Genomic DNA, 26,059 nt, shown 5'->3' with positions numbered 1-26,059 from the left:
CCCCCCCGCCGATGACCTTGCCCAGACCGCGCAGTCCACCGGACTGAGCTTTCGGGGCGGGTTCGATGCGCTGCGGCGCAACTCTCGTCCGCGCTGCGCGCTGAACAGGCTTGGGGGCGGGGGCTGCTGCAGGTGCCGCGGGTTCGGGAACCTCGGCTGGAACCACCGCTTCCGGCTCCACGAAGCCCTGAGCAACCGGGGCCTCGGGCGCGACCTCAGCGGCTTCCTCGACCTCCGCCACTTGCTCCACCTGCACCGGTCCGTCGATCACCGGGATGTCCGACGCCCAGCGGACCCGATACTCCAGACCGCGCGACGCCAGCTCACGCGCGAGATCGCCGTGCCAGACCCCGTCTTCGCCGTCGCCGTATGCCCGTGCGTCGGAGCTCACCCAGATGACGTCGACGCCCGGGTTGCGGTCGGCGAGATCGAGCACGGTCAGCCAGTTCAGCGTCGCCGGATATCCGTCTCGCTTCTTCTTGTCGGTATAGGGCCGACGCAGCGAGATCGCCCTCTCGGCCACCTCGAGATGCGAAACGTCGACTGGATCGACCACTTCGACGCCGATCGCCACGAGGTCTTCGATCACGTCGTCGACGTAGCCGTCGGCCTTGTCGTGAGCCGCGTCGACGAACCTCGTAAGGTCGCGCCGCAACCCCAGTCGGTCGTACATGCGCGCCTGGACGCTCAGGGCCGCGATCATCTCCGCCGATTCCTCGCGGTAGCGACTCGCAACCTCGAGGACGACCAATCGCGGCACGACGACGCGGTGTCCGAGTGCGCGAGCGTCGGCGATGGCAGTGTCGAACCGTGCGCCCCTGGTCAGGGCCGAAGAATCGAGAACGATGATCATGGGCTCGATTCTCTCTCGAGAAACCGGACGAATGCGCTAATCCACCCCGAACCGTTACTTGATCTTGAAGATCACTGCCCGCTGAACGATGAAGTTGATGACCGTCGCGGTGCCCTGCGCGATGACGAAGGCCAGCGGTGTCCGCCACCAATGCTCGTCGAAGACATGGACCATCAGTTCGTTGAGTCCGACCTGAACCGCAAAAGTGACCGCGTACAGCGCGACTACAGCGATGAAGCGGGCGCGAGAAGGCTCGGCCTTGAACGTCCACCGACGATTGATGAGGTACGCCGTCGTGGTGCCCGCAACGAAGCTCAGCGATTTTGCGGCGACGCGCGGCAACCCCAACGCGAGGAGCAGCACATACAGCCCGTAGTCCACGACCGCCGACAGCCCACCCGTCGCGACGAACCGGACGATCTGCGTTTTCAGGTCCAACGCGTCGTCGGCGATGTCCGTCGTGACAGGAATCTCGACGGGCAGCGGGACGTGGGGTTCGTGCTGGTGACTTGCAGGTGTTTCGGGCACGACGACGAGAGTAACCACTCGAGTCGGAGCCGTCGGCACTACTCCCAGGTAACCTCTACCTTGATGTCCACGACAGCAGAAGAGACGCCGCAGCCGGCTCTCCACACCCAAGCCCGCACCCTCACCGGTTGGGGACGCACCGCCGCCACCACCGCACAGGTGCTGTCCACCCCCGACGTGGAAGTGATCGCCAACGCGGTCGCCCAGGTTGCGGAACAGAACGATTCCAAGCCATCGCATCTGCGACGCGGCGTCATCGCGCGCGGCCTCGGCCGCTCGTACGGTGACCCGGCGCAGAACGCCGGCGGGCTGGTCATCGACATGAATGCACTCGACCGCATTCATCGCATCGATCGCGACACCGCTCTGGTGGACGTCGACGCCGGCGTGAATCTGGATCAGCTGATGAAGGCTGCTCTGCCGTTCGGCCTGTGGGTTCCGGTCCTGCCGGGTACTCGTCAGGTCACGATCGGCGGCGCCATCGGCTCGGATATCCACGGCAAGAACCACCACAGCGCGGGCAGCTTCGGCAACCACGTCGTGTCGTTGGATCTGCTGACGGCCGACGGCAAGGTTCGCACGCTCACCCCCAAGGGCGGGCGCAACGACCCGAAGGCCGCACTGTTCTGGGCCACGATCGGCGGCATGGGCCTGACGGGCATCATCTTGCGGGCAACCATCAAGATGACACCGACCGAGACGGCGTACTTCATCGCCGACGGCGACGTCACCAACAGCCTCGACGAGACCATCGCGCTGCACAGCGACGGCAGTGAGGCCAACTACGAGTATTCGAGCGCGTGGTTCGACGCGATTTCCGCGCCCCCGAAGCTCGGTCGTGCGGCAGTCTCGCGCGGATCTCTGGCGAAGCTCGACCAGCTTCCGGCCAAGCTGCAGAAGAACCCGCTCGCCTTCGACGCACCGCAGTTGCTGACGTTCCCCGACGTCTTCCCCAACGGGCTGGCCAACAAGTTCAACTTCACCGCGATCGGCGAGGTCTGGTTCCGCAAGTCCGGCAAGTACCGCGGCAAGGTCCAGAATCTGACGCAGTTCTACCACCCGCTCGACATGTTCGGTGAGTGGAACCGGGCGTACGGATCCAACGGATTCCTCCAGTACCAGTTCGTGGTTCCGCCGGAGGCCGTCGACGAGTTCAAGAAGATCATCGTCGACATCCAGCGCAGCGGGCACTACTCGTTCCTCAACGTGTTCAAGCTCTTCGGCGAGGGCAACCAGGCGCCGCTGAGCTTCCCGATCCCGGGCTGGAACATCTGCGTCGACTTCCGCATCAAGCCGGGCCTGAACGAGTTCGTCACCGAACTCGACAAGCGTGTCCTCGAATTCGGCGGACGCCTGTACACGGCCAAGGACTCGCGGACGTCCGCGGAAACCTTCCACGCCATGTACCCGCGTATCGACGAGTGGATCGCGACGCGCCGCAAGTACGACCCCACAGGCGTTTTCGCCTCCGATATGTCCAGAAGGCTGGAACTGTGATCAACGCTGTAGGTAACCCGCAAACCGTTTTGCTTCTCGGTGGAACCTCCGAGATCGGCCTCGCCATCTGTGAGGAGTACCTGAAGAAGGCGCCGCTCCGCGTCGTTCTGGCGGCACTCCCCGGCGATCCGGGACGCGAAGCTGCGGTCAAGCAGCTCGAAGCGAAGGGTGCCACCTCGGTGGAGCTCATCGACTTCGACGCCGTTGATTTCGAGTCGCATCCGAAGGTGATCGACCAGGCGTTCTCGAACGGTGACGTCGATGTCGCCATCGTCGCCTTCGCACTGGACGGTGACTCCGAAGAGCTGTGGCAGAACCAGCGCAAGGCCGTTCTGGTGGCAAACGTCAACTACACCGCTTCCGTCTCGGTCGGTGTTCTTCTCGGCGAGAAGATGAAGGCTCAGGGCTTCGGCAAGATCATCGCGATGTCGTCGGTTGCCGGCGAGCGCGTCAAGCGTGCCAACTTCGTCTACGGCTCCACCAAGGCGGGCCTCGACGGTTTCTACCTCGGACTCGGCGAGGCTCTCGCGGAATTCGGACCGCAGGTCACCGTCGTTCGCCCCGGCATGGTGCGCACGCAGTTCAGTGCCCACGTCAAGGAAGCTCCGCTGACGGTCAACAAGGACATCGTCGCGAAGCTCGCTGTTGCCGCCTCGGACAAGGGCAAGGAAATCGTCTGGACTCCCGGCCCGTGGCGCTTCGTCATGATGGGTCTTCGCCACGTGCCGCGCCCGATCTTCCGGAAGTTGCCGGTTTAAGCTCCTCCCGTGCCAGAAACAACAACTGCTCCGAGTACAGACCTTTCGACCCCGTCGCCGTGGCGTAATGCCGCGGCGACGGTGGTGGAAATGGCCCTCGGAGCGCTGGTCGCCGCTGTTGTAGCCGCTGTCGGGCTCTTTGCTTTCGGCCGAGTGCAGTGGCCGGCGTTCACCTCTTCCAATGTCACGCAGGCAGTCACGACGGTGCTGCAGGTGCTCTGCATCGCAGTGGTCGGTGTTGCGGTTCTGATGTTCCGCGCCCGCAAGGCCGAGCGGGTCGCAAAACTCCTCTCGTGGGCCGGGCTCTCCGGCTTCGTCACCACGACGCTCGGACTTCCCCTCGCCGCGACGAGTCTGTATCTGCACGGCGTCTCGGTCGATCAGCAGTTCCGGACCGAGTACCTGACCCGGCTGACGGATTCTGCTGCGCTGCAGGACATGACGTACGTGGATCTGCCGCCGTTCTACCCGGCCGGCTGGTTCTGGATCGGTGGACGCGTCGCGAACCTGCTGGGAATGGACGGCTGGGAAGCCTTCAAGCCCTACGCGATCGGCTCGTTGGCTGTCGTCGCCGTCGTTGCACTCGTGTTGTGGACCAAGCTGATTCGACGCGATTGGGCCGTCGTCGCGGCATTGGCCGTCACTGCCGTCGTGTTGGCGTACAACTCCCCCGAGGCGTACGGCGCCGTCATCAACCTCCTGATCCCGCCGGTGCTGATCCTCGCGTGGGGTGCATTGGACCGGCCGGGGGCATCTCGATTTGCCGGAGCCGGCGCAATACTCGGGACGGGCCTGTTCCTCGGTTTCGCCGCAACGGTCTACACGCTCTATCTCGGATTCGCCGCGTTCGCAGTGACTCTGATGGCAGTGGTGGCCGCAGTACTTGCCGCACGCGCCCAGAACACGTGGAAAGCCGCACTGGGCCCCCTCGTCAGGCTCGCCGTGATCGCGGTGATCTCCGGCCTGGTGGCTCTGACCGTCTGGACGCCCTACCTACTGAAGGCACTCTCCGGTGCCACCGCAGAGTCCGGCACCGCAATGCACTACCTCCCCGATTCCGGTGCGGTACTGCCCTTCCCGATGCTGAGCTTCACCCTCGTCGGTGGACTGTGCCTACTCGGCACGATCTGGCTGATTTCACGGTTCCTGTTCTCCCGCCGCGCCCGAGCACTCGGTATCGGTGTCATTGCCGTGTACCTGTGGGCACTGCTGTCCATGACGTTCACCGTCGCCGGCAGTACGCTCCTCGGCTTCCGACTGGAGCCGGTCGTGATCGGACTCCTTGCCGCCGCCGGTGTGTTCGGTTTCTTCGAGTTCGCCGGTTGGATCGTGCTGGCCACCAGCGAAAATCCTCGCGTCAAAGCGGTACTGGTTGCACTCGGTGTCATCGGAGCCATCGCTTTCGCGCAGAACATCCCGCAGGTGCTGGCGCCGGATATCGCTGTGGCATACAGCGATACCGACGGTAACGGCGAGCGCGGCGACAAGCGGCCCCCGGGTGCCGAAGCCAATTACGCCGACATCGACCGGATCATTCGCGAGCAGTTGGGACGCGAACCCCATGACACGGTGGTCCTCACTGCCGACATCGGCTTCCTGAGCTTCTACCCGTACTTCGGCTTTCAAGGACTGACGTCGCACTACGCGAACCCGCTCGCCGATTTCCGTGCGCGCGCTGCGCTGATCGAGCAGTGGTCGGAACTGAAGACGCCTGACGAACTGATAGCTGCGCTGGACTCGGCGCCGTGGCGCAGCCCCGACGCCTTCGTCTTCCGCCAGGGCGCCGACGGGTACACGCTGCGGTTGGCAGAGGACGTCTACCCCAACGACCCGAACGTCCGCCGCTACACGGTCACGTTCCCCAAGGAACTGTTCGACGATCCTCGTTTCACCGTGACCGAGCAGGGGCCGTTTGTGGTCGTTACCCGCTCTGACGCAATCTAACCAGGAGATACGTCACAAAAGGCTTACCGTCGGGGTCGTTGACGCGACCCCGACGCACCCCTAGCTTCATACCGTGCCCCGAACCGATGCCCGAGCGGCGATGATCGATGCAGCCGAGCGTCTGGTTGCCGAGCGAGGTCTGGCCGCTCTGACTCTTCGTGATGTTCAGACCGAAGCCGGGCAGGCCAACAAATCGGCTGCGCAGTATCACTTCGGGTCACGTGAAGGTTTGCTGGCGGCCGTCGTCGAGTCCAGAATGCGACCTGCCGGTGAGCGTCGTCGTGAGTTGCTCGACACGATCGATCTCGACGCGAATCCACCGACGATGCGTGCCCTCGTCGAGGCTCTCGTCCTGCCGTTGGCGGAACAGACCATCTACCGCGAGGGCACGTTGTACGCGCGGTTCCTGGTGCAGTCGATCTTCGACCCGGCGATGTCGTCGACTATCCGTGACCACATGCAGGCCGAGAGTTTCCGCGAAGTTCAGCGGCGGATAGTCGCTGCGTCCTCGTTACCGGCAGAGATCGCCGAACTTCGGGCAGGAACTCTGACCGTGCTCACCGTCGTCACTTTTGCCACGTGGGAAGGCCGCGTCGACAGCCGCGAACGTGCTCACGTGATCGTTGCCGACCTGATCGAAAGTTGCCTCGGAGCACTCTCGGCCCCGGCTGCGCAAATCTGACACGCTGTCCGGCGAGTTTGTTTCCGAAACTGCCGGGGTACTCAGCCCCTCCAAGCGCAGTCGAGCAAACGGCCGCATCAACCACCGGCGGGGTAGGTGATGACAGTGAGCGAACTCGTTGCGCAAAGCCGCGAGCTTGTACCGCATCGTGCAGTTCTCGATTCCGCAGAGCATGTTCTGGTCATTGCGCGCGGCAAACCGTTCGGGCGCGAACAGGCTTTCCATGAAGTGTTGAGCGTCGCGATTCGCAATCGCATCGAAGTACTCACTCTGGCAAGGGCTCTCATCGACGTGTCCGAGTCCCGCGACTACCGCGCGATCCCGACCGACACCGCGCACACTGTTGCGGTGCTCGAATGGGGCGAGCTACTCGAGATCCCCACCGAACACCACGAGAAGTCCAGGGCCGAGTCATCCGAGGACGTCGATGAATCGAGTGAACCCGACGATCCGATCGAACCCGAGTATCTGGTCGAGACCGACGTGGGCGGACGGGTCGTCTTCGTCGCCCTCGCGTTCACGATCGGCGGGATAGTCGGATTCTTCGCGCACGACTGGGCACTTCTGCTTCTGATCACCGCCGTGTACCTCGTGTGGATCGCGGCACGGTTGGTCGCGAAACTCGTCAGTGTTTCCCGTAGTGCCCACTGGGCAGACGCTTCGCCGATTCGTGGCGCCGATTCGACCACACGGAACGCGGAAAACTCCCACCATCACGCTGTTGCAGCGTGACGGCGGGAGCATCCGCTTTCGCTAAAGCCTCTGCGGTACACCGTAAGTGACGACGGTATCGCCATTCGACGTGACAGCCTTCGCGTACGGCCTGATGGTCACCGGACCGATTGCTCCCTGTACATAACCGTGAACTCCGGACAGACGGACAGCGGCTTCGGGACCGTCGAACTCCTGATCTTCGAGCAGTGCGACGTCGGTGATACCGCCCGGCGCCAGATCGACGTCAAGTTCCTGCGAAGGAATGATGTCACCACCGATGACGAACCCGTTCGATATGTCCAGTCCCAGTTCGAAGTCCGGAACCAGGCCGATCCCGAGGTTGGTTCCACTCTCGACAGCCCAGTCGAGACCAGGACTGTTGAGAACGACCGTCGCGCCGGTTAACGCGATCGGGTAACCGATCTGATAACCGATCGTCAGCTTCGTTCCGGTGAAGCTTGCCGCGTCCGGCCCGTCGATCTTCACGCCGGCAACCCCGTCGTGGAAGAACTCGACACTCAGCGGTGAGCTGTCGAGAGGCGGAAAGACATGGATAGCGGTATCAGCCTGGAAGACTTCTATCCGATTCCCTTTGACGTCGGTGATCGAACTGGTGTTGTCAACGCCTGCCGACGCCGTCCCACCCCCCAGGACAACGGCCAACAGGGCCACTGCTCCTACTGCGCTACTACGAACTGCTGTCTTCGACATGCACAAGCACCATCCCATCCGGTATAGGCCCCGGACGTAGGTTCCAACTCTTCGTCGAGGATGGGATTCGTCGGGGCTGCCTGAACAAACGCGAGCAAGATCCTTGTTGCGATACCCCGGTCACGAACCCGTCAAACGGTGCACGAAAACATTACTTTCCGGACAAGTCGGGCGGACCGATTTGTCCCGCTGACTGCGCCCGCTCGCGGACGCGAACCGTTTTGTTCGTTACTCTGACAGTGGAAGTTATCGAATCGAGACCTAAGTAGGCCACCCCGAACTTCTGAGATCGCCACTTCAGGGATGGGCGCCAGAACCGAAAGGCACCGACTGCATGACCGAGACCTTGCCCGACGTCCAACTGCTCGAAGAAGCACGTCCAGGGCGAGTCCGTTCAGCAGTGCGGCGCTCGGTCGTCCAGCGCGGTCGTCTGGTCGACCTCGCGATCATGGCGACGTTCACCGTTGCGGCGATCTACGTGATGTCCAACCTGTGGAGCGATCTGCAGTCCGGCTATCTGTTCAACGCGGGCCGCGACCAGGCCATGTGGGAATGGTTCTTCGCCGATACCGCTCACGCCCTCGCCCAGTTCCGCAGCCCACTGTTCAGTGACCTGCAGAATTACCCGCTCGGCGTGAACCTGATGGCCAATACCGCCATGTTCGGGATCAGCATCCCGCTGGCCCCGATCACGTTGATCTTCGGACCGACAGCCACGTATGCGATCGGACTGACTGCCGGCCTCGGCGGCACCGCTATCGCCTGGTACTGGGCATTCTCGCGGCACGTGCTGACCGGCGTCTCGGTCCGCTCCAAGATCGCCGCCGCCGTCGGAGCGGGGTTCTGCGGATTTGCGCCCGCCATGATCTCGCATGCCAACGGCCACCCGAACTTCGTCGCGTTCTTCGTACTTCCGTTCATATTCTTGCAGGTAGTGCGCATTTCGAACGGCAAGCGTCCGGTTCGCGACGGTGTCGTCCTCGGCCTACTCGTCGCCTGGCAGATCTTCCTCGGCGAAGAACCGCTCCTCATCTTCACGATGTCAGCCATGGTGTTCGGCGCCGCCTATGCACTGCCCGGCCTGGCCAAGTCGCGCCAGGCGATCAAGCGCGCGATGCCCGGCCTCGTGATCGGCGGCGCGGTCACACTCCTGATCACCGCGGTGCCGCTGTGGTCGCAGTTCTTCGGCCCAGCGAGCTACGACGGCGTCTCACACGGTCAGGCCGGCAACGACACCGCTGCACTCACCACGTTCCCGACCGAATCGGTTGCGGGCGACCCCGAGGGCGCGGAGTTCCGAATGAACCCGACCGAGGAGAACGCGTACTTCGGATGGCCGCTGGTGCTCCTGCTTCTCGGTGCAACGGTGTGGCTGTGGCGCATCCGCCTGACCCGCGCGGCTGCCGCCGTGATCGTGGTCATGGGTGTGCTCTCACTCGGTTCCGAACTGACCATCGACGGTGACAAGACCGGCATCACTCTGCCGTGGAAACTCCTCGCCGACCTGCCGTTGTTCGAATCGGTGCTCGAATCCCGATTCGCGATGGGCGCGATTCCGGCGATCGGGCTGCTGCTCACCCTCGGCACCTACCGCGCTTTTGTCGAACTTCGTGGACCGCGCCGCACGGCAGCCGGTGTCTGGCTGGTGGCTCTCGCCGTCGCGATGATTCCCCTGATCCCGACCCCCATCGACGCCGATCAGCGATCTGCGACGCCCGAATTCATCACCAGCGGCTCGTGGGAGAACTACGTCAGCGACGGCACCCTGGTGACGGTTCCCGTCGCGAGCGCCGAAGACGCCCGCGCACTGAGCTGGCAGGTCGACGCCGACTTCGGCTTCCCCATCGCCGGCGGGTACTTCGTCGGCCCGGATTCGAAGACCCGCGCCGGAATCTACGGCGCCGAGTCCCGGCCCACCTCGACCCTGCTGGTCAATGCCAAACAAACCGGCAAGGTCCCGTTGATCGACGTGGGCACCAGAGCGAACGCACTGACCGACCTGCGGTACTGGCACGCCGACGTACTGGTGCTTCCCCGATTCTCCGGCGACGACGCCCTGCGCCACACGGTCGACGAGCTGGTCGGCTTCGACGCCAAGCGCGTCGACGACGTGTGGGTGTGGGACGTACGAGACCTCGTGAGCGGCAAGACCTCCAACCAGAGCTGAGCGGGTTGATCAGCGGGTCATGATCACCGGACCGTCTTCGGTGATCGCGACCGTGTGCTCACTGTGCGCAGCCCGGGCGCCCGAAACGGTGCGAAGGGTCCACCCGTCGGCGTCGTGCCGGTAGTCGTCGGTTCCGTCGGCGATGAGCATCGGTTCGATGGCGATGACCAGGCCGGGACGCAGCCGGAAGCCTTTGCCTGCTCGACCTTCGTTGGGCACGTCCGGGCCTTCGTGCATCTCGCGGCCGATGCCGTGCCCACCGTGATCGGCCAGCATGCCGTACCCGCGGCCACGCGCGTACTGTCCGATCGCGGCACCGATGTCGCCCAATCGGTTTCCGGGCTGGGCAGCGGCAATGCCACGGGCAAGTGCCTCATCGGTCGCGTCGATCAGTGCCTGATCCTCACTACTCCCCCGCCCGACAGTGAAGCTGATGGCGGAGTCGCCGCACCAGCCGTCGAGTCTCGCGCCGCAGTCGATGCTGACCAGGTCACCGTCGCGAAGCCGGTACTCATTCGGGATACCGTGCACCACAGCATCGTTCACACTCGCACAGATGGCGCCTGGGAACGGCGTCGATGCCGTTGCCGGCCGGTAGTTCAAGAACAGCGCCGAGGCGCCGGCCGCCGAAATAACCTCCGCGGCAACGGCGTCCAATTCGAGCAACGTCACCCCGACGCTTGCCGCCTCACGCGCCGCAGCCAGAGCCTGCGCCGTGATTCTCCCAGCCGCCGCCATCGCGTCGATTTCCCCTGCGGTCTTGATTTCGACCATTTCGAACACCTTCCTTGTCGAATAACTATACCGGTATTACTATAAGCACATGGTGCGCGTGCCGCTGACGGCGGAAGAACTCGAACGAGGACTACGACTGGGTGAACTCCTGCGATCGGCGCGGGGGGACCGAAGCATGGTTCAGGTAGCGCTCGACGCCGGCATCTCGGTCGAAACTCTGCGCAAGATCGAAACCGGCCGCATCGCGACACCCGCCTTCTTCACCATCAGCGCGGTCGCGGAAGTGTTGGGTATTTCACTCGACACCATCGCCCGAACACTTGAAACACCACAATCCGAACAGGAAGTTGCATCCTGAGTAGTTCTCTCAGGATGTGCGGGCCCGCACTCGCCTAACATCGTTCCTTGTGCCGTCTGAAGTAGTAGTGCCCCCGAAACCCGTGCCCACTGGCCCCGAAGCTCCCCGAGAATCGGATTCCCAGAGAGTCCGGACGGCACGACTCATCGCGATAGTCACCGGCCTTCTTGGCCTGCTTCTTGCACTCGCTACGCCCTTCCTGCCCGTCAAGCAGGAAGCCGCGAGCATCGACTGGCCGCAGGGTGGGACCGTCAACAGCGTTTCGTCGCCGCTTATCTCCTACTCGCCCACATCGCTCGACATCAGCATCCCCTGTTCCACTCTCGGCCAGTTGGGCGGCAGCGGCGGCACACTGCTCTCGACCATGCCGAACGGGGCGCCGGACCGAAACGCCCGCGGCCTCACCGTCCGCACCACTGCCGACCGCCTCGAAGCACTCACCCGCGATTCGGTATTGATCTCGACCCCGCTCGATCAACTGAGCGGGTGCACGGCGATCACCATCACGACCAACTCCGAGCAGACCGTCGCGGCGGTCACCGGAATCGACGGCGTCGGCACCACCCTGACCGGTGACTACCGCCCACAGGTTGTCGGCATCTTCACCGACCTGCAGGGCGCAGCGCCCGCCGGACTGTCCGCCCACATGGACGTCGACTCGCGGTTCTCGTCCAGCCCCACACTTCTCAAACTGTTCGCGATGATCGTGGCGGCACTCTCGACCATCGTCTCGCTGTACGCACTGCACCGGATCGACGGCGTCGACGGCCGTCGTGCGCGGCGGTTCCTGCCGGCGCGATGGTGGAAGTTCACCGGCATCGACGCCCTGGTTATCGGCACGCTGGCGCTGTGGCATGTGTTCGGCGCCAACACTTCCGACGACGGTTACCTGCTCGGCATGGCCCGAGTCTCGGAGCACTCCGGGTACATGGCCAATTACTTCCGTTGGTTCGGCGTCCCCGAAGCGCCGTTCGGTTGGTACTACGACGTGCTGGCGCTGTTCGCGAAGGTCAGCACCGCGAGCATGTGGATGCGCCTGCCCGCGCTGATCGCCGGCATTCTGAGTTGGATGGTGATCAGCCGCGAGGTGATCCCGCGACTCGGTGTTGCGGTGCGCCGCAACAAGGTTGCCATCTGGACCGGCGGGCTCGTGTTCCTCGCCTTCTGGTTGCCGTACAACAACGGCCTGCGCCCCGAGCCCATCATCGCCCTCGGCGCTCTGCTCACGTGGTGCTCCATCGAACGCGCCATCGCTACCGGACGTCTGTTGCCCGCCGCGATGGCCGTGCTGATCGCCGCATTCTCGTTGGCCGCCGGGCCTTCCGGGCTGATCGCGATCGGCGCGTTGATCGCCGGCGCCCGGCCGATCCTGCAGATCCTGATCGCCCGCGGCAAGCGCGTCGGCTTCCTGTCCCAGATCATGCCGATTCTCGCCGCCGGAACCGTGGTGCTCGTCGCGGTCTTCGCAGATCAAACCCTCGCGACAGTTCTCGAATCGACCAGAGTGCGAACGGCCGTCGGGCCGAACGTTCCGTGGTTCGAGGAACGGTTGCGTTGGGACGCACTGATGACCATCTCCCCCGACGGCTCACTCGCACGCCGCTTCGGCATGTTCGTCATGCTCGTCGGACTCGTCTTCTGCGTCATGATGATCCTGCGCAAGGGCCGGATCCCGGGCACCGCTATCGGGCCCTCCCGCCGAATCCTCGGCATCGTGTTCGCGTCGCTGCTCCTGATGCAGTTCACCCCCACCAAGTGGACTCACCACTTCGGTGTGTACGCCGGTCTGGCCGCCACGGTGGCCGTCCTCGCCGCCGTCGGTGTGAGTGCGTCGAGCATGCGTTCCAAACGAAACCGCGCGCTGTTCGCCGCGGGCATCCTGTTCATCCTCGCTGTGGCGTTCACGAGCTCCAACGGCTGGTGGTACGTCTCGAGTTACGGCGTCCCGTGGTGGGACAAGCCGCCGTCAATCGCCGGCAAGGGATTCTCGACGGCCTTCCTCGGCCTCACGATTCTCGCGCTGCTGCTGGCCGCGTGGTACCACGTCATGGAGCCGCGCCGGCGAAACGACACAGAGGACAGCGTCAAGAAGACCAGGCGACTCCGCCTTCTCGCCCCGTCACCGTTGACCATCGCGGCCGGAGCGGTCGTGCTGTTCGAGGTGCTGTCCCTGCTCAAGGGCGCGGTCGCGCAGTACCCCGCGTATTCGATCGGCAAGTCCAACATCGAATCCGTCTTCGGCGGAAGCTGCGGTCTCGCGGGTGAGGTACTCGTCGAGTCCGATCCGAACGCCGGCGTTCTGCAATTGACGGATCGGCCCACCGATCTCGCCGGCGCGGGTGCATTCGGTGCGAGCGAATCAACCGGGTTCTCGCCGGACGGGGTTGCAGGCGACCTCACGGCCGACGCAGAAGACTCGACGGCAGGCAGTGCAAACAGCCTCGACACCTCGACCTCGCAGTCCGGCACCACCACGCCGGGAACCGGATCCGGCACCGCCGGTGGCTCGCAGTCGACGGCCGGCGTCAACGGCAGCAACGTCGCGCTCCCGTTCGGGCTCGACCCCGCAAAAACCCCGGTGCTCGGTAGTTACGGAGCACCTCAGAACGCGTCACTGACCACCGGTTGGTATTCACTCCCCGAGCGCAACGACGCCGCACCGCTCCTGACCGTCGCGGCCGCCGGACGCATCCGCTACGTCAACTCCGACGGCATCGTCACCCCCGGCGCAGTGCTGCAGGTCGAGTACGGCAAGAAGCAGGCCGACGGGAGCGTCGACGCACTGGGACGTGTCGATCCGATCGACATCGGCCCGTCGCCGTCGTGGCGCAACCTGCGCGTTCCGATGGATCAGCTGCCCGCAGACGCCGACACCGTGCGTCTGGTGGCCAGTGACACCGACATCAGCGCCGACCAGTGGCTGGCGGTCACACCGCCACGAGTGCCGACCATGCGCACGCTGCAGGACGTCGTCGGATCCACCGATCCCGTGCTGATGGACTGGGCTGTCGGTCTGGCCTTCCCGTGCCAACGTCCGGTGGATCACCTGTACGGCGTCGCCGAGATCCCGGACTGGCGCATCCTGCCCGACCGCATCGGCGCGGAGTCCACCAACGCCTGGCAGGACCACTACGGCGGCGGACCGCTCGGCTGGACTACCGAACTGCTCTCGGCCAGGGCATTGCCGACCTATCTGGACAACGACTGGGATCGTGACTGGGGATCGCTCGAGCAGTACACACCGCTCGATTCGGACGCGGTTCCCGCGCAAATGAACGTCACCACCGAGACCCGATCGGGCACCTGGACACCGGGCCCGATTCGTTACCAGTCGTAACTGTTACGCGTGGACCTACCAACCACCTGGGCACGGTAGGTCCACGCTCAGCCCTGACATACCATCGGTAGCCGTGCCCGACGCCGTGACAGCTTCACCTCAGACTTCGAGTTCGCCGCCTCCTGCTAGTCAGGATGCCCGCGAGCGTTTCCATCGCACGCGATGGGTCGCGATCATCGCCGGCTTGCTCGGCTTCGTGCTCGCACTGGCAACTCCGCTGCTTCCCGTCGTGCAGACGACGGCTTCGGTCAACTGGCCGCAGAACGGCGTGATCGGCGACGTCGAGGCACCGCTGATGGCGCAGGTTCCCATCGACGTCAACGCATCGATCCCCTGTACCGCGGTCAGCTCGTTGCCGGAGGGCGGCGGCATCCTGCTGTCGACGGCACCTGCACAGGGCGACGGCGCGGCACTGTCGTCGATGTTCGTCCGGGTGTCCGCGACGAGCGTCGACGTGCTCGATCGCAACGTCGTCGTCGCTTCGGCGGCACGCGAGGACGTCGAGTCCAGTCGCTGTGGCGCCATCGCGTTCAGCTCTGACGTCAACCGAACCACGGCAGAGTTCGTCGGACTGACCTATCCCGACGGCAACCCGATTCGTGGCCAACTCGACGGTGACTTCCGCCCGCAGGTGGTCGGCGTCTTCAGCGACCTGCCCGACGGCGCTGCCCCCGAGGGCCTCGGCTTCTCGATGACGATCGACTCACGTTTCTCGTCGAGCCCGAGCGTCTTGAAGCTGGTCGCGATGATCGTGGCCGTCCTCTCGACCATCGTCGCGCTGGTCGCCCTGGCTCGCCTCGACGGCACCGACGGCCGCAAGCACCGACGCTTCCTGCCCGCACGCTGGTGGAAGTTCTCCGGTATCGACGGAGTGGTGGTCGGCACGCTCGTCGTGTGGCACTTCATCGGCGCGAACACCGCCGACGACGGCTACCTCCTCACCATGGCCCGAGTCTCACCGGACGCGGGATACATGGCCAACTACTTCCGTTGGTTCGGCGTTCCCGAGGCGCCGTTCGGTTGGTATTACGAAGTGCTGGCCGTGATGGCGAAGATCTCGACCGCGAGCCCGTTCATGCGTCTGCCCGCTCTGCTCGCCGGAATCCTGTGCTGGATGGTCATCAGCCGCGAGGTCGTCCCGCGTCTCGGCCGGGCGGTTCGCCGGAGCAACGTCGCCCTCTGGACCGGCGGGCTGGTGTTCCTGTCCTTCTGGCTGGCGTACAACAACGGTCTTCGCCCCGAACCCATCGTGGCTCTCGGCGCACTGCTCACCTGGTGCTCCATCGAGCGCGCCATCGCGACCGGACGTCTGCTGCCCGCGGCCACGGCAATCTTGATCGGCGCCTTCACTCTTGCCGCCGCACCCACCGGATTGATGTGTATCGCAGCCCTTCTCGCCGGTGTGCGCCCGTTGGTACGCATCGTCGTCAAACGTCACCGACTGGTCGGCACACTGCCGCTTCTCGCTCCGATCGCCGCTGCCGGAACCATCGTGCTGGTGGTCATCTTCGCCGACCAGACCTTTGCCGGTGTCATGGAAGCCACGCGCGTCCGAACGATCATCGGCCCCAATCTCGAGTGGTACCAGGACTTCCTGCGCTACTACTACCTCTTCGTCCAGACAGTCGACGGCTCGGTTGCCCGACGCTTCGCGTTCTTGACGATGATCCTGTGCCTCTTCACGACGCTCTTCGTGTTGTTGCGCCGCGGCCGCGTCCCCGGTGCGGCAACCGGTCCGTCGTGGCGCCTGGTCGGCGTCGTCTTCGGCACGATGTTCCTGATGATGTTCAACCCCACCAAGTGGACTCACCACTTCGGTGCGTACGCGGGCATCGCCGGTTCTCTCGCCGCGCTGACCGCCGTGGCCGTGTCCGCGTCCGCCCTGCGCTCGCGTCGTAACCGATCGGTGTTCGTGGCCGGACTGCTCCTGATGCTCGCGTTGACGTTCGCCGGCATCAACGGCTACTGGTACGTCTCGAGTTACGGCGTGCCGTGGTTCGACAAGACCATCTCCTACGACGGCCGTGAATCCAACACCCTGTTCCTCGCGCTCTTTGCTCTCGCCTTGGCCTTTGCCGCCTGGCAGTACCTGCGTGAGGGATTTGCCGCCCCGCCCGAGAAGCCGAACACGGCCAAGGGCAGACGAATTCGCAAATTCGCGGCCGCTCCCCTCACCGTGATTGCCGGTCTGATGGTCCTGTTCGAGGTGCTCTCGCTACTCAAGGGCGCAGTGTCGCAGTACCCGGCGTACTCGCTGGGCCGAAGCAACATCGAGGCACTCGCGGGCAAGACCTGCGGCATGGCCGAGGACGTTCTGGTCGAGACCGACGTCAATTCCGGGAATCTGCGGCCTCTGACCGCTCCCGGATTCAACGCCGAGGATCCGTTGTCCGGAGTTGATTCGAAGGGCTTCTCCCCCAATGGGGTTCCCAGCGATCTGACTGCGGATTACATCGAAGTCAAGCAGGGCATGGGCAATACCGACAGCCAGAGTGTCGGTCCCACCTTCGCCACCGGTTCCGGCGCCGGAACCAGCGGCGGCACCGGCAACGTCGGCGTCAACGGCAGCACGGCCAAGCTCCCCTTCGGCCTCGATCCGTCGAAGACACCGGTCATGGGCAGCTATCAGCCCGGTGTGCAGGAACCTGCTTCCCTCATCTCGAGTTGGTACGGATTGCCCACTCGCAGTGAAGAATCACCGCTGGTGGTCATGTCCGTCGCCGGGCGTGTGTGGTCCGTCGACAACACCGGTGCGATCACGTACGGCCAGTCACTTCTGGTCGAGTACGGCAAGACTCAGCCCGACGGGACCGTGCAGGTTCAGGGTTCGTACATGCCGCGAGACATCGGACCCGCGCCGTCGTGGCGCAACGTCCGTATCCCGATCCACGAACTCGCGCCGGACGCCGACGCCGTTCGGGTGGTCGCGTTCGATCCCAACCTCACGGGCGATCAGTGGATGGCATTCACGCCGCCGCGCGTGCCCAAGCTCGAGTCCCTGAACTCGTACATCGGCAACGAGCAGCCGGTCCTCCTGGACTGGGCTGTCGGCCTTCAGTTCCCGTGCCAACGTCCGTTCACACATCAGAACGGCGTGGCCGAGATGCCGAACTTCCGCATCCTCCCGGACCGTCCTCTTGCGGTCAGTTCCACCGACACCTGGCAGTCCGCGGACAACGGTGGCCCGCTCGGATTCACCGAGGTTCTTGCCGGTGCGACGACGGTTCCTACATATCTGAAGGACGACTGGGCGCGGGACTGGGGATCACTCGAGCGGTACGACCGGTACTTCCCCAATGCGGTTCCGGCAGAGGTGGAGACGGGCACCGCAACCCGCTCGGGCATGTGGATGCCCGGCGAGATGCGAGTGCACTAGCCTGCGCTACCTACTCGGGTGACTGCTCGGGTGCGACGTACGGAGACGGCCGAGACCGCTCCGACAACGACGACGCACCCGAGTAGTTGCCCGATACCGGGCCGTTCGCCGAGCAGCACAACCGCCAGCAGTACGGCGAGTACCGGTTGCATGAGCAGGAGCGTCGCGCCCACCTCGGCGGGAAGCCGAGGGAGCGAGTGCCCCATCAGCATCCAGCCGAACACCTGGCCGACCAGCGCCATTGCCGCGAGCCAGCCGAAGGCTTCCCAGCCCGGGACGAAATCGATCCGGCCCCACAGTGATCCGATGACGGACCCGGCGATGCCCGCGGACGTCGTCGAGATCAACACCTGGCTCGCTGCCCGATCCGCCTCGCCCGTCCGGCCGACCACGAAGATGTAGCCGCCGTAGGCGATTCCGGAGACGAGCGAGAGCGCCGTTCCCCACAGCAAGTCGTCGCCGGTTCCCCCACCCCCGAACACGCCGCCCGCCAAGGCGATTCCCGTGAACATGAACGGCAGGGCGAAGACGAACCGCATCGGCACCCGATGGCCGAACACCAACCAGGACAGTGCGGGCACCACGACCACCTGCACGTTCACGACGACGCTCGCCATCCCCGCGCCGATCATCAGAATCGACTGCGACCACAACGCGAAATCCAGTCCGAGCAGCAGACCGCCGAGCACCTGCAGACCCCCCCCGGGCGGCCCCCCCGCCACGCCAACCACAACAGCGGCGGCAGGGCCAGGAAGCAACGGAAGAAGACGGCCGTCGAGGGCCCGACATCAGCCAACTTGATGAGGAGCGAACTGATCGAGATCGCGGCTGCGCCTCCGACGACGAGCAATCGAGGGTCGATGCGCCCCCGAGGAGTTCGGGTGGGTGTCGGTGTCTGCGCGGTCGCGGAGGTCAGAGTGGTCACTCGACAATGTTCCTGCCGCTAACTATTCAGCACAAGCAAATGTTCAGACCGTATATTCGGTAGCATTGCTACTGTGTTGAATCTCGAAAGACTCCGCGCCCTGCACGCCGTCGCCGAGAACGGATCAGTGGCGGCTGCCGCCCGCACCTTGCATGTCACACCGTCCGGGATTTCGCAGCAGTTGAACAAACTCGAGCGCGAGGTCGGTGTTCCGCTCCTCGAACCGCAGGGCCGCGGTGTGCGACTCACAGAAGCGGGCCGAATCCTCGCGCGCCGAACCGCAGAGGTTCTCTCGACGCTCGCTCAGGCCGAGGCGGAAATCGCGTCGCTGCAGAGCGAGGTGACGGGCCGCGTACGTATCGGCGCCCTGGTCTCCCCCAGCAGGACGGTGCTGCCGCGAGCCATCGCCGAAATCAGGCATGCGCACCCGCAGCTCGAAATCACCTTCAACGAAGGCGAATCCGAAGAACTGCTCCCAGCACTGATTCGCCGCGACCTCGACGTCGTGGTGGTCGACAGTTGGAGCACTCTGCCCGTCGAACTTCCCGACGGACTCTCCTTCACGCCCGTGTACGACGACGTGGCGCTGCTCGCTCTCCCGGCGTCACATCCGCTGGCGGAGAACAAGGTCGTCGCGCTCAGCGAGCTGTCCGAGCATGCCTGGGCGACGTGGACCCGGGGAACGGACTTTCACACCTTCACCGTCCGGACCCTGCGCGCGCAGGGGTTCGACCCACGAATCGAGTACGAGGTCGCCGAGTTTCCCACCCAGGTCGAATTCGTCGCTCAGGGCCTCGCCGTCGCATTGATTCCACGTCTGGCGAGAGTTGTACCGCCGGAAGGTGTTCGAATGCTCGACACGGTTCCGCCGCTCGGCCGAGACATCTACCTCGCCTGGCGGACAGACAGCGAAAGGCCGGCCGTCCTGGCGGCGATAGAAGCGCTACGCCGCCAGTTCGACGCCCTCGGTGACAAAAAGAACTAGAGCGGCATCAAGTTGTGCTTGCGCGGGTTCTTGAAGATCGTCTTGTCCGCGAGCAACTTCAGAGCCTTGCGGATCTCGAGACGCGTCTGCGAAGGCTCGATCACCGCGTCGATGTATCCGCGCTCGGCCGCGATGTACGGCGTCGCGACGAACTCGTTGTAGAAGTTGATCAGCTGAGCACGCACCGCGGGTGCATTCTCACCGGCCTCGGCGAGCTGACGCCGCCCCATGATGTTGACGGCACCCTCGGCGCCCATCACGGCGATACGAGCGGTCGGCCACGCGAGGTTGATGTCGGCACCGAGCTGCTTGCAGCCCATGACGGCATAACCGCCGCCGTACGCCTTACGAACCACCACAGTCACCTTCGGCACAGTGGCTTCGATGTACGAGAACAGGAAACGCCCGCCGCGCTTGATGACGCCGACCTTTTCCTGATCGACGCCGGGAAGGAAGCCCGGTGTGTCGACGACGAAGACGAGCGGGATGTTGAAAGCGTCGCACAGACGCACGAAATGGGCGGCCTTGTCGGAGCTGTCCGCGTCGAGGGCGCCGCTGAGGTACGTGGGCTGGTTGGCCACGACACCGACGGGCAGGCCGTCGACGCGGGAGAATCCGGTGATCACGTTGTGCGCGACCTGGGCTCCGATTTCGTGGAAAGTGCCGTCGTCGAAGATCCGCAGAATGATGTCGTGCATGTCGTAGCCGGCGTTGTCGGCATCCGGCATGAACGCATTGAGTTCGAGATCCGACTCGGTGATCTCGGGTTCGAGGCCCGGGTTGATCAGCGGCGCCTTCTCCTGGCACGACGACGGCATGAAGCTCAGGTACTCACGCACCCAGTCGAAGGCAGCCTTCTCGTCGGGAGCGACGTGATGGATGTTTCCGTACTCCGCCTGCTTGCGGGCTCCACCCAAGTCCTCGAGGCTGACCTCTTCGCCGGTGACCGACTTGATGACGTCGGGTCCGGTGACGAACATGTACGACTCTTCGGTCGCGACCACGACGTCCGTGTTGATCGGGGCGTACACGGCACCGCCGGCGCATTTACCGAGGATGACCGAGATCTGCGGGCACAGGCCGGACAACGGCTCCTGACGTGAACCCATGTTGGCGTACCAGGCCAACGAGGAAACGGCGTCCTGGATGCGAGCTCCACCGGAATCGTTGATACCGACGACCGGGCAGCCCACCTTCAGCGCAAAATCGTTGACAGCTGCGACCTTACGGCCGAACATCTCTCCGGCGGCACCGCCGAACACCGTCTGATCGTGCGCGAACACGGCTACCGGACGCCCGTCGACGGTTCCGTGACCGGTCATGACGCCGTCGCTGTACGGGTTGCCCTCGCCCGCCATCTTCACCAGGGCACCGATCTCGATGAAGCTACCGGGGTCGAGCAACATGTCGATGCGCTGGCGCGGCGTGCTGTGCCCTGCTGCATCGCGCTTGGCAATGGCCCGAGCCGAGCCGGGTTCCTTTGCCTTCTCCAACTTTTCGCGGAGTTCAGCGAGCTTCTCCGCGGTGGTTGTCGTCACTTCTGAACTCCGGTTTCCGCTGCTTTGGTCTGAGCTGTCTCGATCTGGGCCAGCTTGGTGGTGAGGTCTGCCGCAACCTTCGCGATGTACGGCTCGTCGACGATCTGCAGGTGGTCCCCGCCGATGTAGACGACCTCGAGGTTCTTCACGTAGTCACCCCAGCCACCATCCGCCTTGCGGGTCTTGAATGCAGGCTCGAGCGTCATCAGCTCGTCGTGGTACTTGTCAGCCATGTAGAGCACGACGTCGCCGTCGTAACTGCTGAACTCGGCCGTCTGGATGGCGCGATTGTCCAACCACGACGTCCGCTGATGCTCGATGATGCCGCCGGGAATCTTGGCGCCGCTCATCTTGATCATGTCCATCAAGATCTGGATCTGATCCTCGTCGGCTTCGGTGGAAGCCAGAACGTCAAGCGGCAGCGGCACATCCAGGTTGTAGGTGCGCTTGGCGAACTTGCCGTAGCGCTCCCAACGCTTGCGTCGTTCCGCCTCGGTGTCCGGCACGACCTCGCCGGCCATGACGGTGTCGAGCAGCCCGACCACACGCACGTCGGCGCCCTGCTCGCGCAGCAACTTCGCGACCGCATACGACATCACGCCACCGAACGACCAGCCACACAGCACGTACGGCCCGTCGCCCTGGATCTCACGCAGCAGCGGAACGTAAGCAGCAGCGCGGGTTTCGATCGAGCCCTCGACCCGCTCGAATCCGTACATCGGCGTGCCGGCGGGCAGGCGCTTGAGCAGAGGCTCGTACGTCACCGTCGAACCACCGGCAGCATGGAAGACGAATACCGGTACGGCAGTGGAACCTTCGGGGCGGGCACGCAGAGTACGTACGAGTCCGTCGATCTTGCCGTCGTCCTCGAGGTACTGGCGAACGACGTCCGCAAGCTCTTCGATGGTGGTGGAGTCGAGAACGTCGTCGAGAGTGATCTCGCCACCGGCACGCTCGGAAAGCCGAGCAGCAAGCTTCTCGGCGACCTCGTCACCGACGATCGGCAGATCGTTGAAGATGCCCTTGGCCGACTTCCCGGTGACAACCGCCCACGTCGCAAACGTCAAGCGCTCGGCCGCATCTCGCGGCGGAACGTCCGAGCCTGCGTCGTCGGCAGTTCCGGCTCGAGAAGGATCGGAAGGCGCAGCAGCAACCGGAGCAGTGGTAGGTAGTTCCACTGCCACCTCGGCGGGAGCAACGTCCTCGTCAGCAGCGTCGGCCGCCAACTTCTCCGCGGCCTGCTTGTCGGCCATCGCCTGAACCTCTTCGCGATTGTCGATCGCGTAGCGCAGGTACTTGTTGACCTCGTTGAGGCTCGCGTCCTTGACTGCCTGGAGCTGGAGCTGCGGAATGTCGAACTCGTACTCGACGCGGTTCTTGATACGCATCGCCATGAGCGAGTCGAGACCCAGTTCGATGAGCGGAACCTCGGCCGGCAGATCCTCCGGCGAGTACCCCATCGACTCGGCAACCACGATCTTGAGGCGGTCGTCGAGGCTCTGCGAACCGTTCGGATCCCACTTGTCTCCGGCGTCTTCGACGACCTCGGCCAAGGATTCCATCGGCGCACTGGTCTTGACCGGCGCGCTGACGACCAGCTCGGGCAGCGGCTCACCCGACGTGACGACGGCGTCGAAGAGCAGACGGAACGTAGCGCCCTCACGAGCGTGCACCTGCACCGACGCCCCACCCGGATGCGGGTTGAGTGTCGTGGTCAGGGTCGAAGCACCGGCCAGTTCACCGTGCGGAACAGCAGCGGTCAGAGAGACATCCGAAAGCACCTGTCCGGCAGCGGCGCTCACCAGCACCGCCAGGTCGGTGACGGCGGATGCGTCGACCTCCCACACGTGGCGGCCGTCGGGCAGAGCGACGTGCGAACCGGGTACGCGAGCCGAACCGCCGGCACTGACGCGAATGTCGAGCCAATACGGCTTACGCAGGAATGCGGTACGCGGAACCGAAGCGAAATCGCCTGCGGGAAGCAGAGACTCGAGGTTCACGGCATGGCCGTGCACGTACAGCTGCGCGAGAGCGGCAAGAACACCCGCGGACTCGTCTTCCTTACGCTTGAGCGTCTGGATGAGCTCCATGTCGTGCAGGCCCGAATCGAAAGCGGTAGCCGCCACCGACATCAACGTCACCGGGTTGGGTGCAAGCTCGACAAAAGTGGTGTGGCCGTGGGCAACTGCACCGCGTACCGCATTGGTGAAGTACACGCTGTGGCGAAGACCCTTGACCCAGTACGCCTCTTGATGGATCGGCTCGTGACCGGGACGGTAGAAAGTGTCCTTGTCGACGGACGAGTAGACGCCGAGCTTCAACGTGGTCGGCTCGATACCGGCCAACTCCGCGGCAAGCTCGCCGAGCAACGGATCGACCTGTGAGGTGTGGCTGGCACCCTTGGTCTGCAGGACACGCGCCATCTTGCCGTCGGCCTCGGCGGCCGCGACGATCGCCTCGATGTCCGGCTGCGGTCCACCGATCACCGTGTGCGTCGGAGCTGCGTAAACGCAGACCTCGAGCTTGGGGTACGTGGGCAGTAGCGCCTCGATCTCGGATGCGCTGTACTCGAGCAGTGCCATCAGACGGATGTCGTCGCCGACAAGTGCGCCCTCGGCCTCACCCATCAGCCGTGAACGTGAACAGATCACGCGGACAGCGTCTTCCAGGTTCAGGCCGCCGGAAACGTACGCGGCAGCGGCCTCACCCATCGAGTGCGGAACCACGGCTTCGGCCTCGGCGCCGTGGTGACGCAGCAATGCGGCCAGACCGACCTGGATGGTGAAGATTCCCACCTGGGCTGTCTCGACGTTGTACTCGATCGAATCGTCGAGGAACATCTCGACCATCGAGTAACCGGCCTCGTCCTGGATCAGCGCGTCGACCTCGTCGACGGCCGCCTTGAAGGCCGAGTTCTCCGTGTAGAGCTGCTTGGCCATCTTGCGGTGCTGCGAGCCGAAGCCCGAGAACACCCACACCGCGCCCTTGGGCGACGGCGAGTCGGCGGAGAAGACTCCTTGAGCAGGCTTGCCCGCGGCGACGGCACGCAGCGAGCTGATGGCCTCGGAGCGCGTCTTCGCCAGAACAGCGGCGCGCGAGCGTCCGTGGTTGCGACGCGCGAGTGTGCGGGCGACGTCGGCGAGGGGCGTCTTGCTTCCCTCTTCGGTTTCGAGCCAGTCGGCCAGGTCAGCGGCTGCGCGGCGACGACGCGACGGCAGCGCACCGGAAACGGCCAGCACAACGGTGCTCTCGTTCTCTGCTGCCGGTTCGTCGACCACCGGGGCATCCACAACCGGTTCATCGACTACTGCGTCGGCGGGCACGTATTCCTTGACCACGACGTGCGCGTTGGTTCCACCGAAACCGAAACCGGAGACACCGGCGACAGCCTTGCCGGTGTAACGCGGCCAGTCGGTGGCCTCGGGCGTCACCTGCAGGTGCGACTTCTCGAAGTCGATGTGCGGGTTCGGGCCCAGGTAGTTGATCGTCGCGGGAATCTTGTTTTCCTGCATCGCCAGAACGACCTTGATCAGGCCGGCGGCACCTGCAGCTGCTTCCAGGTGCCCGAAGTTGGTCTTCGCGCTACCGAGCAGTGCCGGCTTGTCTTCGTCACGACCACGACCGACGACACGACTGAGCGCGTCGGCCTCGATGGGATCACCGAGATCGGTACCCGTTCCGTGCGCCTCGATGTAGTCGACGGTGGTCGGCAAGATTCCGGCGTCGCGGTACGCGAAACGCAACACGTCGGCCTGGGCATCGGGATTGGGGGCGAGCAGACCGTTGGAACGGCCGTCCTGGTTGACCGCGGATCCGGCGATCACCGCGAGGATGGAATCTCCGTCACGCTCGGCGTCTTCGAGGCGCTTGAGCACGACGAGTCCGCCGCCCTCACTGCGAACGATTCCCTGAGCCTGAGCGGAGAAGGCACGCAGTTTTCCGTCGGGAGCGAGCATCCCGGTCTGATCGAAACCGAGGGTTCCGGGAGGGGCCAGCAGCATGTTGACGCCACCGGCCAGCGCGATGTTGGAGTCACCGCTGCGCAGCGAGCGCACAGCCTCGTGAACGGCAACCAGCGAAGACGAACACGCGGTGTCCAGAGCGATGGACGGTCCACGGAAGTCGAAGAAGTACGAGACCCGGTTCGCGACGATCGCCGTCGACGTTCCGGTCAACGCGTACGGATGCGCCGTCGTCGGATCACTGACCGCGAGCAACTGGTAGTCGTTGGCGGAACTGCCGATGAAAACACCGACCTGCTTGCCCTTGAGCCCACTCGCCGGAATGCGAGCGTGCTCGAGTGCTTCCCACGCGAGTTCGAGTGCGAGGCGCTGCTGCGGATCGACGTTGACGACCTCGAGCGGAGACATCGCGAAGAACTCGGCGTCGAAACCCTTGACGTCGTCGAGGTACCCGCCTTTGGTGTTCGCGTTCTCGACCGCGGCCTTGATGGCGGGATCCGACATGAACTCGGCCCAGCGGTCCTCGGGGAGGTCGCTGATGCCGTCGCGTCCGGCCGCCAGCATTTCCCACATGTCCGAAGGCGTGTGCCCGGCACCGGGGAATCGTGTGGACAGTCCGACGATGGCGATGTCGTGAGCGTCCGTCGTGCCGCCTGAGACGTAATACGAGGCGTCGACGGTCTCCTCCGGCGCCTCGGGCTCACCTTCGATGATCCGAGTAGCCAGCGAAGCGATGGTGGGGTGTTGATAGGCAACCGTGGCGGTCAGCGTGACGCCGAGCAGATCCTCGATGTCTCCGCTCAGAGCAACTGCGTCCCGCGAGGCGAGCCCGAACTCTTCCATCGGGCGATCGTCCGTGATCGACCCCGCCGGCTGACCGGTCGCGTTGGCGATCCAATTGCGAAGCCACTCACGCAGCTGCGCGACACTCATTTCGCTCACAACGTCTTTGCTCTGCGCACCATCTTGTTCAACCATCAACTCACCAA

The 26,059-nt window shown here is 64.5% G+C and carries 16 protein-coding genes and 1 pseudogene; 10 read left to right on the top strand and 7 right to left on the bottom strand.

The annotated features are described in order from the left end of the window. Both YH3_RS03045 and YH3_RS03040 read right to left on the bottom strand, forming a co-directional pair. On the bottom strand, nucleotides 1–853 hold an 853-nt coding region (locus YH3_RS03045), incomplete at its 3' end, for a PIN domain-containing protein (RefSeq protein ID WP_064442969.1). A 54-nt stretch (nucleotides 854–907) separates the two neighbouring features. Beyond that, nucleotides 908–1,381 carry a GtrA family protein gene (locus tag YH3_RS03040; protein WP_074447111.1) on the bottom strand — a complete coding sequence of 158 codons (474 nt, stop codon included), beginning with the start codon at nucleotides 1,379–1,381 and terminating at the stop codon, nucleotides 908–910. Nucleotides 1,382–1,444: 63 nt separating this feature from the next. On the opposite strand from YH3_RS03040, the gene YH3_RS03035 reads away from it, so the two are divergent. From YH3_RS03035 to YH3_RS03015, 5 genes are all read left to right on the top strand, one after another. Further along, a complete protein-coding gene (locus YH3_RS03035) occupies nucleotides 1,445–2,878 on the top strand; it encodes an FAD-binding oxidoreductase (RefSeq protein ID WP_064073587.1) in 1,434 nt (477 codons plus the stop codon). Continuing rightward, a complete protein-coding gene (locus YH3_RS03030) occupies nucleotides 2,875–3,636 on the top strand; it encodes a decaprenylphospho-beta-D-erythro-pentofuranosid-2-ulose 2-reductase (protein ID WP_007731800.1) in 762 nt (253 codons plus the stop codon). Before YH3_RS03035 ends, YH3_RS03030 begins: the two co-directional genes overlap by 4 nt. Before the next feature lie 90 nt (nucleotides 3,637–3,726). Beyond that, nucleotides 3,727–5,580, top strand: coding sequence for a galactan 5-O-arabinofuranosyltransferase (locus YH3_RS03025; RefSeq protein ID WP_064443460.1), 1,854 nt, complete (start codon nucleotides 3,727–3,729; stop codon nucleotides 5,578–5,580). A gap of 73 nt (nucleotides 5,581–5,653) precedes the next feature. Next, nucleotides 5,654–6,262 carry a TetR/AcrR family transcriptional regulator gene (locus YH3_RS03020; RefSeq protein ID WP_003943927.1) on the top strand — a complete coding sequence of 203 codons (609 nt, stop codon included), beginning with the start codon at nucleotides 5,654–5,656 and terminating at the stop codon, nucleotides 6,260–6,262. A gap of 99 nt (nucleotides 6,263–6,361) precedes the next feature. Next, on the top strand, nucleotides 6,362–6,994 hold the full coding sequence (locus tag YH3_RS03015; protein WP_202022615.1) for a hypothetical protein: 633 nt from the start codon (nucleotides 6,362–6,364) through the stop codon (nucleotides 6,992–6,994). 21 nt (nucleotides 6,995–7,015) lie between these two features. Here YH3_RS03015 and YH3_RS03010 read toward each other — a convergent pair whose 3' ends face one another. Then, nucleotides 7,016–7,705, bottom strand: coding sequence for an MspA family porin (locus YH3_RS03010; RefSeq protein ID WP_037126068.1), 690 nt, complete (start codon nucleotides 7,703–7,705; stop codon nucleotides 7,016–7,018). Between the two features lie 316 nt (nucleotides 7,706–8,021). Between YH3_RS03010 and YH3_RS03005 the strand changes: the two genes are divergently transcribed. Next, on the top strand, nucleotides 8,022–9,854 hold the full coding sequence (locus YH3_RS03005; RefSeq protein ID WP_003943849.1) for a hypothetical protein: 1,833 nt from the start codon (nucleotides 8,022–8,024) through the stop codon (nucleotides 9,852–9,854). 9 nt (nucleotides 9,855–9,863) lie between these two features. Here the strand turns inward: YH3_RS03005 and map are convergent, their stop codons facing one another. Next, nucleotides 9,864–10,628 (bottom strand): type I methionyl aminopeptidase, encoded by a 765-nt coding sequence (map, locus tag YH3_RS03000; RefSeq protein WP_030535815.1) that lies wholly within the window; start codon nucleotides 10,626–10,628, stop codon nucleotides 9,864–9,866. A gap of 49 nt (nucleotides 10,629–10,677) precedes the next feature. Between map and YH3_RS02995 the strand changes: the two genes are divergently transcribed. From YH3_RS02995 to YH3_RS02985, 3 genes are all read left to right on the top strand, one after another. Continuing rightward, nucleotides 10,678–10,947 carry a helix-turn-helix domain-containing protein gene (locus YH3_RS02995; RefSeq protein ID WP_003943854.1) on the top strand — a complete coding sequence of 90 codons (270 nt, stop codon included), beginning with the start codon at nucleotides 10,678–10,680 and terminating at the stop codon, nucleotides 10,945–10,947. 82 nt (nucleotides 10,948–11,029) lie between these two features. Then, a complete protein-coding gene (locus tag YH3_RS02990) occupies nucleotides 11,030–14,284 on the top strand; it encodes an arabinosyltransferase domain-containing protein (protein ID WP_064442968.1) in 3,255 nt (1,084 codons plus the stop codon). A gap of 73 nt (nucleotides 14,285–14,357) precedes the next feature. Continuing rightward, complete coding sequence (locus YH3_RS02985) at nucleotides 14,358–17,660, top strand: arabinosyltransferase domain-containing protein (RefSeq protein WP_064442967.1); 3,303 nt, start codon at nucleotides 14,358–14,360, stop codon at nucleotides 17,658–17,660. Here the strand turns inward: YH3_RS02985 and YH3_RS02980 are convergent. After that, a pseudogene (locus tag YH3_RS02980) lies at nucleotides 17,657–18,585 on the bottom strand (DMT family transporter). The gene YH3_RS02985 and the pseudogene YH3_RS02980 sit on opposite strands and share 4 nt — an antisense overlap. A 73-nt stretch (nucleotides 18,586–18,658) precedes the next feature. On the opposite strand from YH3_RS02980, the gene YH3_RS02975 reads away from it, so the two are divergent. Then, complete coding sequence (locus YH3_RS02975) at nucleotides 18,659–19,570, top strand: LysR family transcriptional regulator (RefSeq protein WP_007731813.1); 912 nt, start codon at nucleotides 18,659–18,661, stop codon at nucleotides 19,568–19,570. Here YH3_RS02975 and YH3_RS02970 read toward each other — a convergent pair. Together YH3_RS02970 and pks13 are read right to left on the bottom strand one after the other, a co-directional pair. Then, nucleotides 19,567–21,108, bottom strand: a complete 1,542-nt coding sequence (locus YH3_RS02970; RefSeq protein WP_003943957.1) for an acyl-CoA carboxylase subunit beta — start codon at nucleotides 21,106–21,108, stop codon at nucleotides 19,567–19,569. The genes YH3_RS02975 and YH3_RS02970 overlap by 4 nt on opposite strands. Beyond that, entirely contained in the window at nucleotides 21,105–26,048 is a 4,944-nt protein-coding gene (gene pks13 / locus YH3_RS02965; RefSeq protein ID WP_064442966.1) for a polyketide synthase Pks13, read from the bottom strand. Before pks13 ends, YH3_RS02970 begins: the two co-directional genes overlap by 4 nt. Nucleotides 26,049–26,059: the final 11 nt, after the last annotated feature.

This window comes from Rhodococcus sp. YH3-3, assembly GCF_001653035.1.
Lineage (GTDB): Bacteria > Actinomycetota > Actinomycetes > Mycobacteriales > Mycobacteriaceae > Rhodococcus_F > Rhodococcus_F qingshengii.
The sequence above is the reverse complement of the archived record's forward strand: the minus strand, read 5'-3'. Positions and strand labels throughout refer to the sequence as shown.

Coding starts and splice junctions, on each gene's coding strand:
- YH3_RS02995 (WP_003943854.1), top strand. CDS start 10,678: ATGGTGCGCGTGCCGCTGACGGCGGAAGAACTCGAACGAGGACTACGA.
- YH3_RS03015 (WP_202022615.1), top strand. CDS start 6,362: ATGACAGTGAGCGAACTCGTTGCGCAAAGCCGCGAGCTTGTACCGCAT.
- pks13 (WP_064442966.1), bottom strand. CDS start 26,048: ATGGTTGAACAAGATGGTGCGCAGAGCAAAGACGTTGTGAGCGAAATG.
- YH3_RS03005 (WP_003943849.1), top strand. CDS start 8,022: ATGACCGAGACCTTGCCCGACGTCCAACTGCTCGAAGAAGCACGTCCA.
- YH3_RS03035 (WP_064073587.1), top strand. CDS start 1,445: ATGTCCACGACAGCAGAAGAGACGCCGCAGCCGGCTCTCCACACCCAA.
- YH3_RS03010 (WP_037126068.1), bottom strand. CDS start 7,705: ATGGGATGGTGCTTGTGCATGTCGAAGACAGCAGTTCGTAGTAGCGCA.
- YH3_RS03025 (WP_064443460.1), top strand. CDS start 3,727: ATGGCCCTCGGAGCGCTGGTCGCCGCTGTTGTAGCCGCTGTCGGGCTC.
- map (WP_030535815.1), bottom strand. CDS start 10,628: ATGGTCGAAATCAAGACCGCAGGGGAAATCGACGCGATGGCGGCGGCT.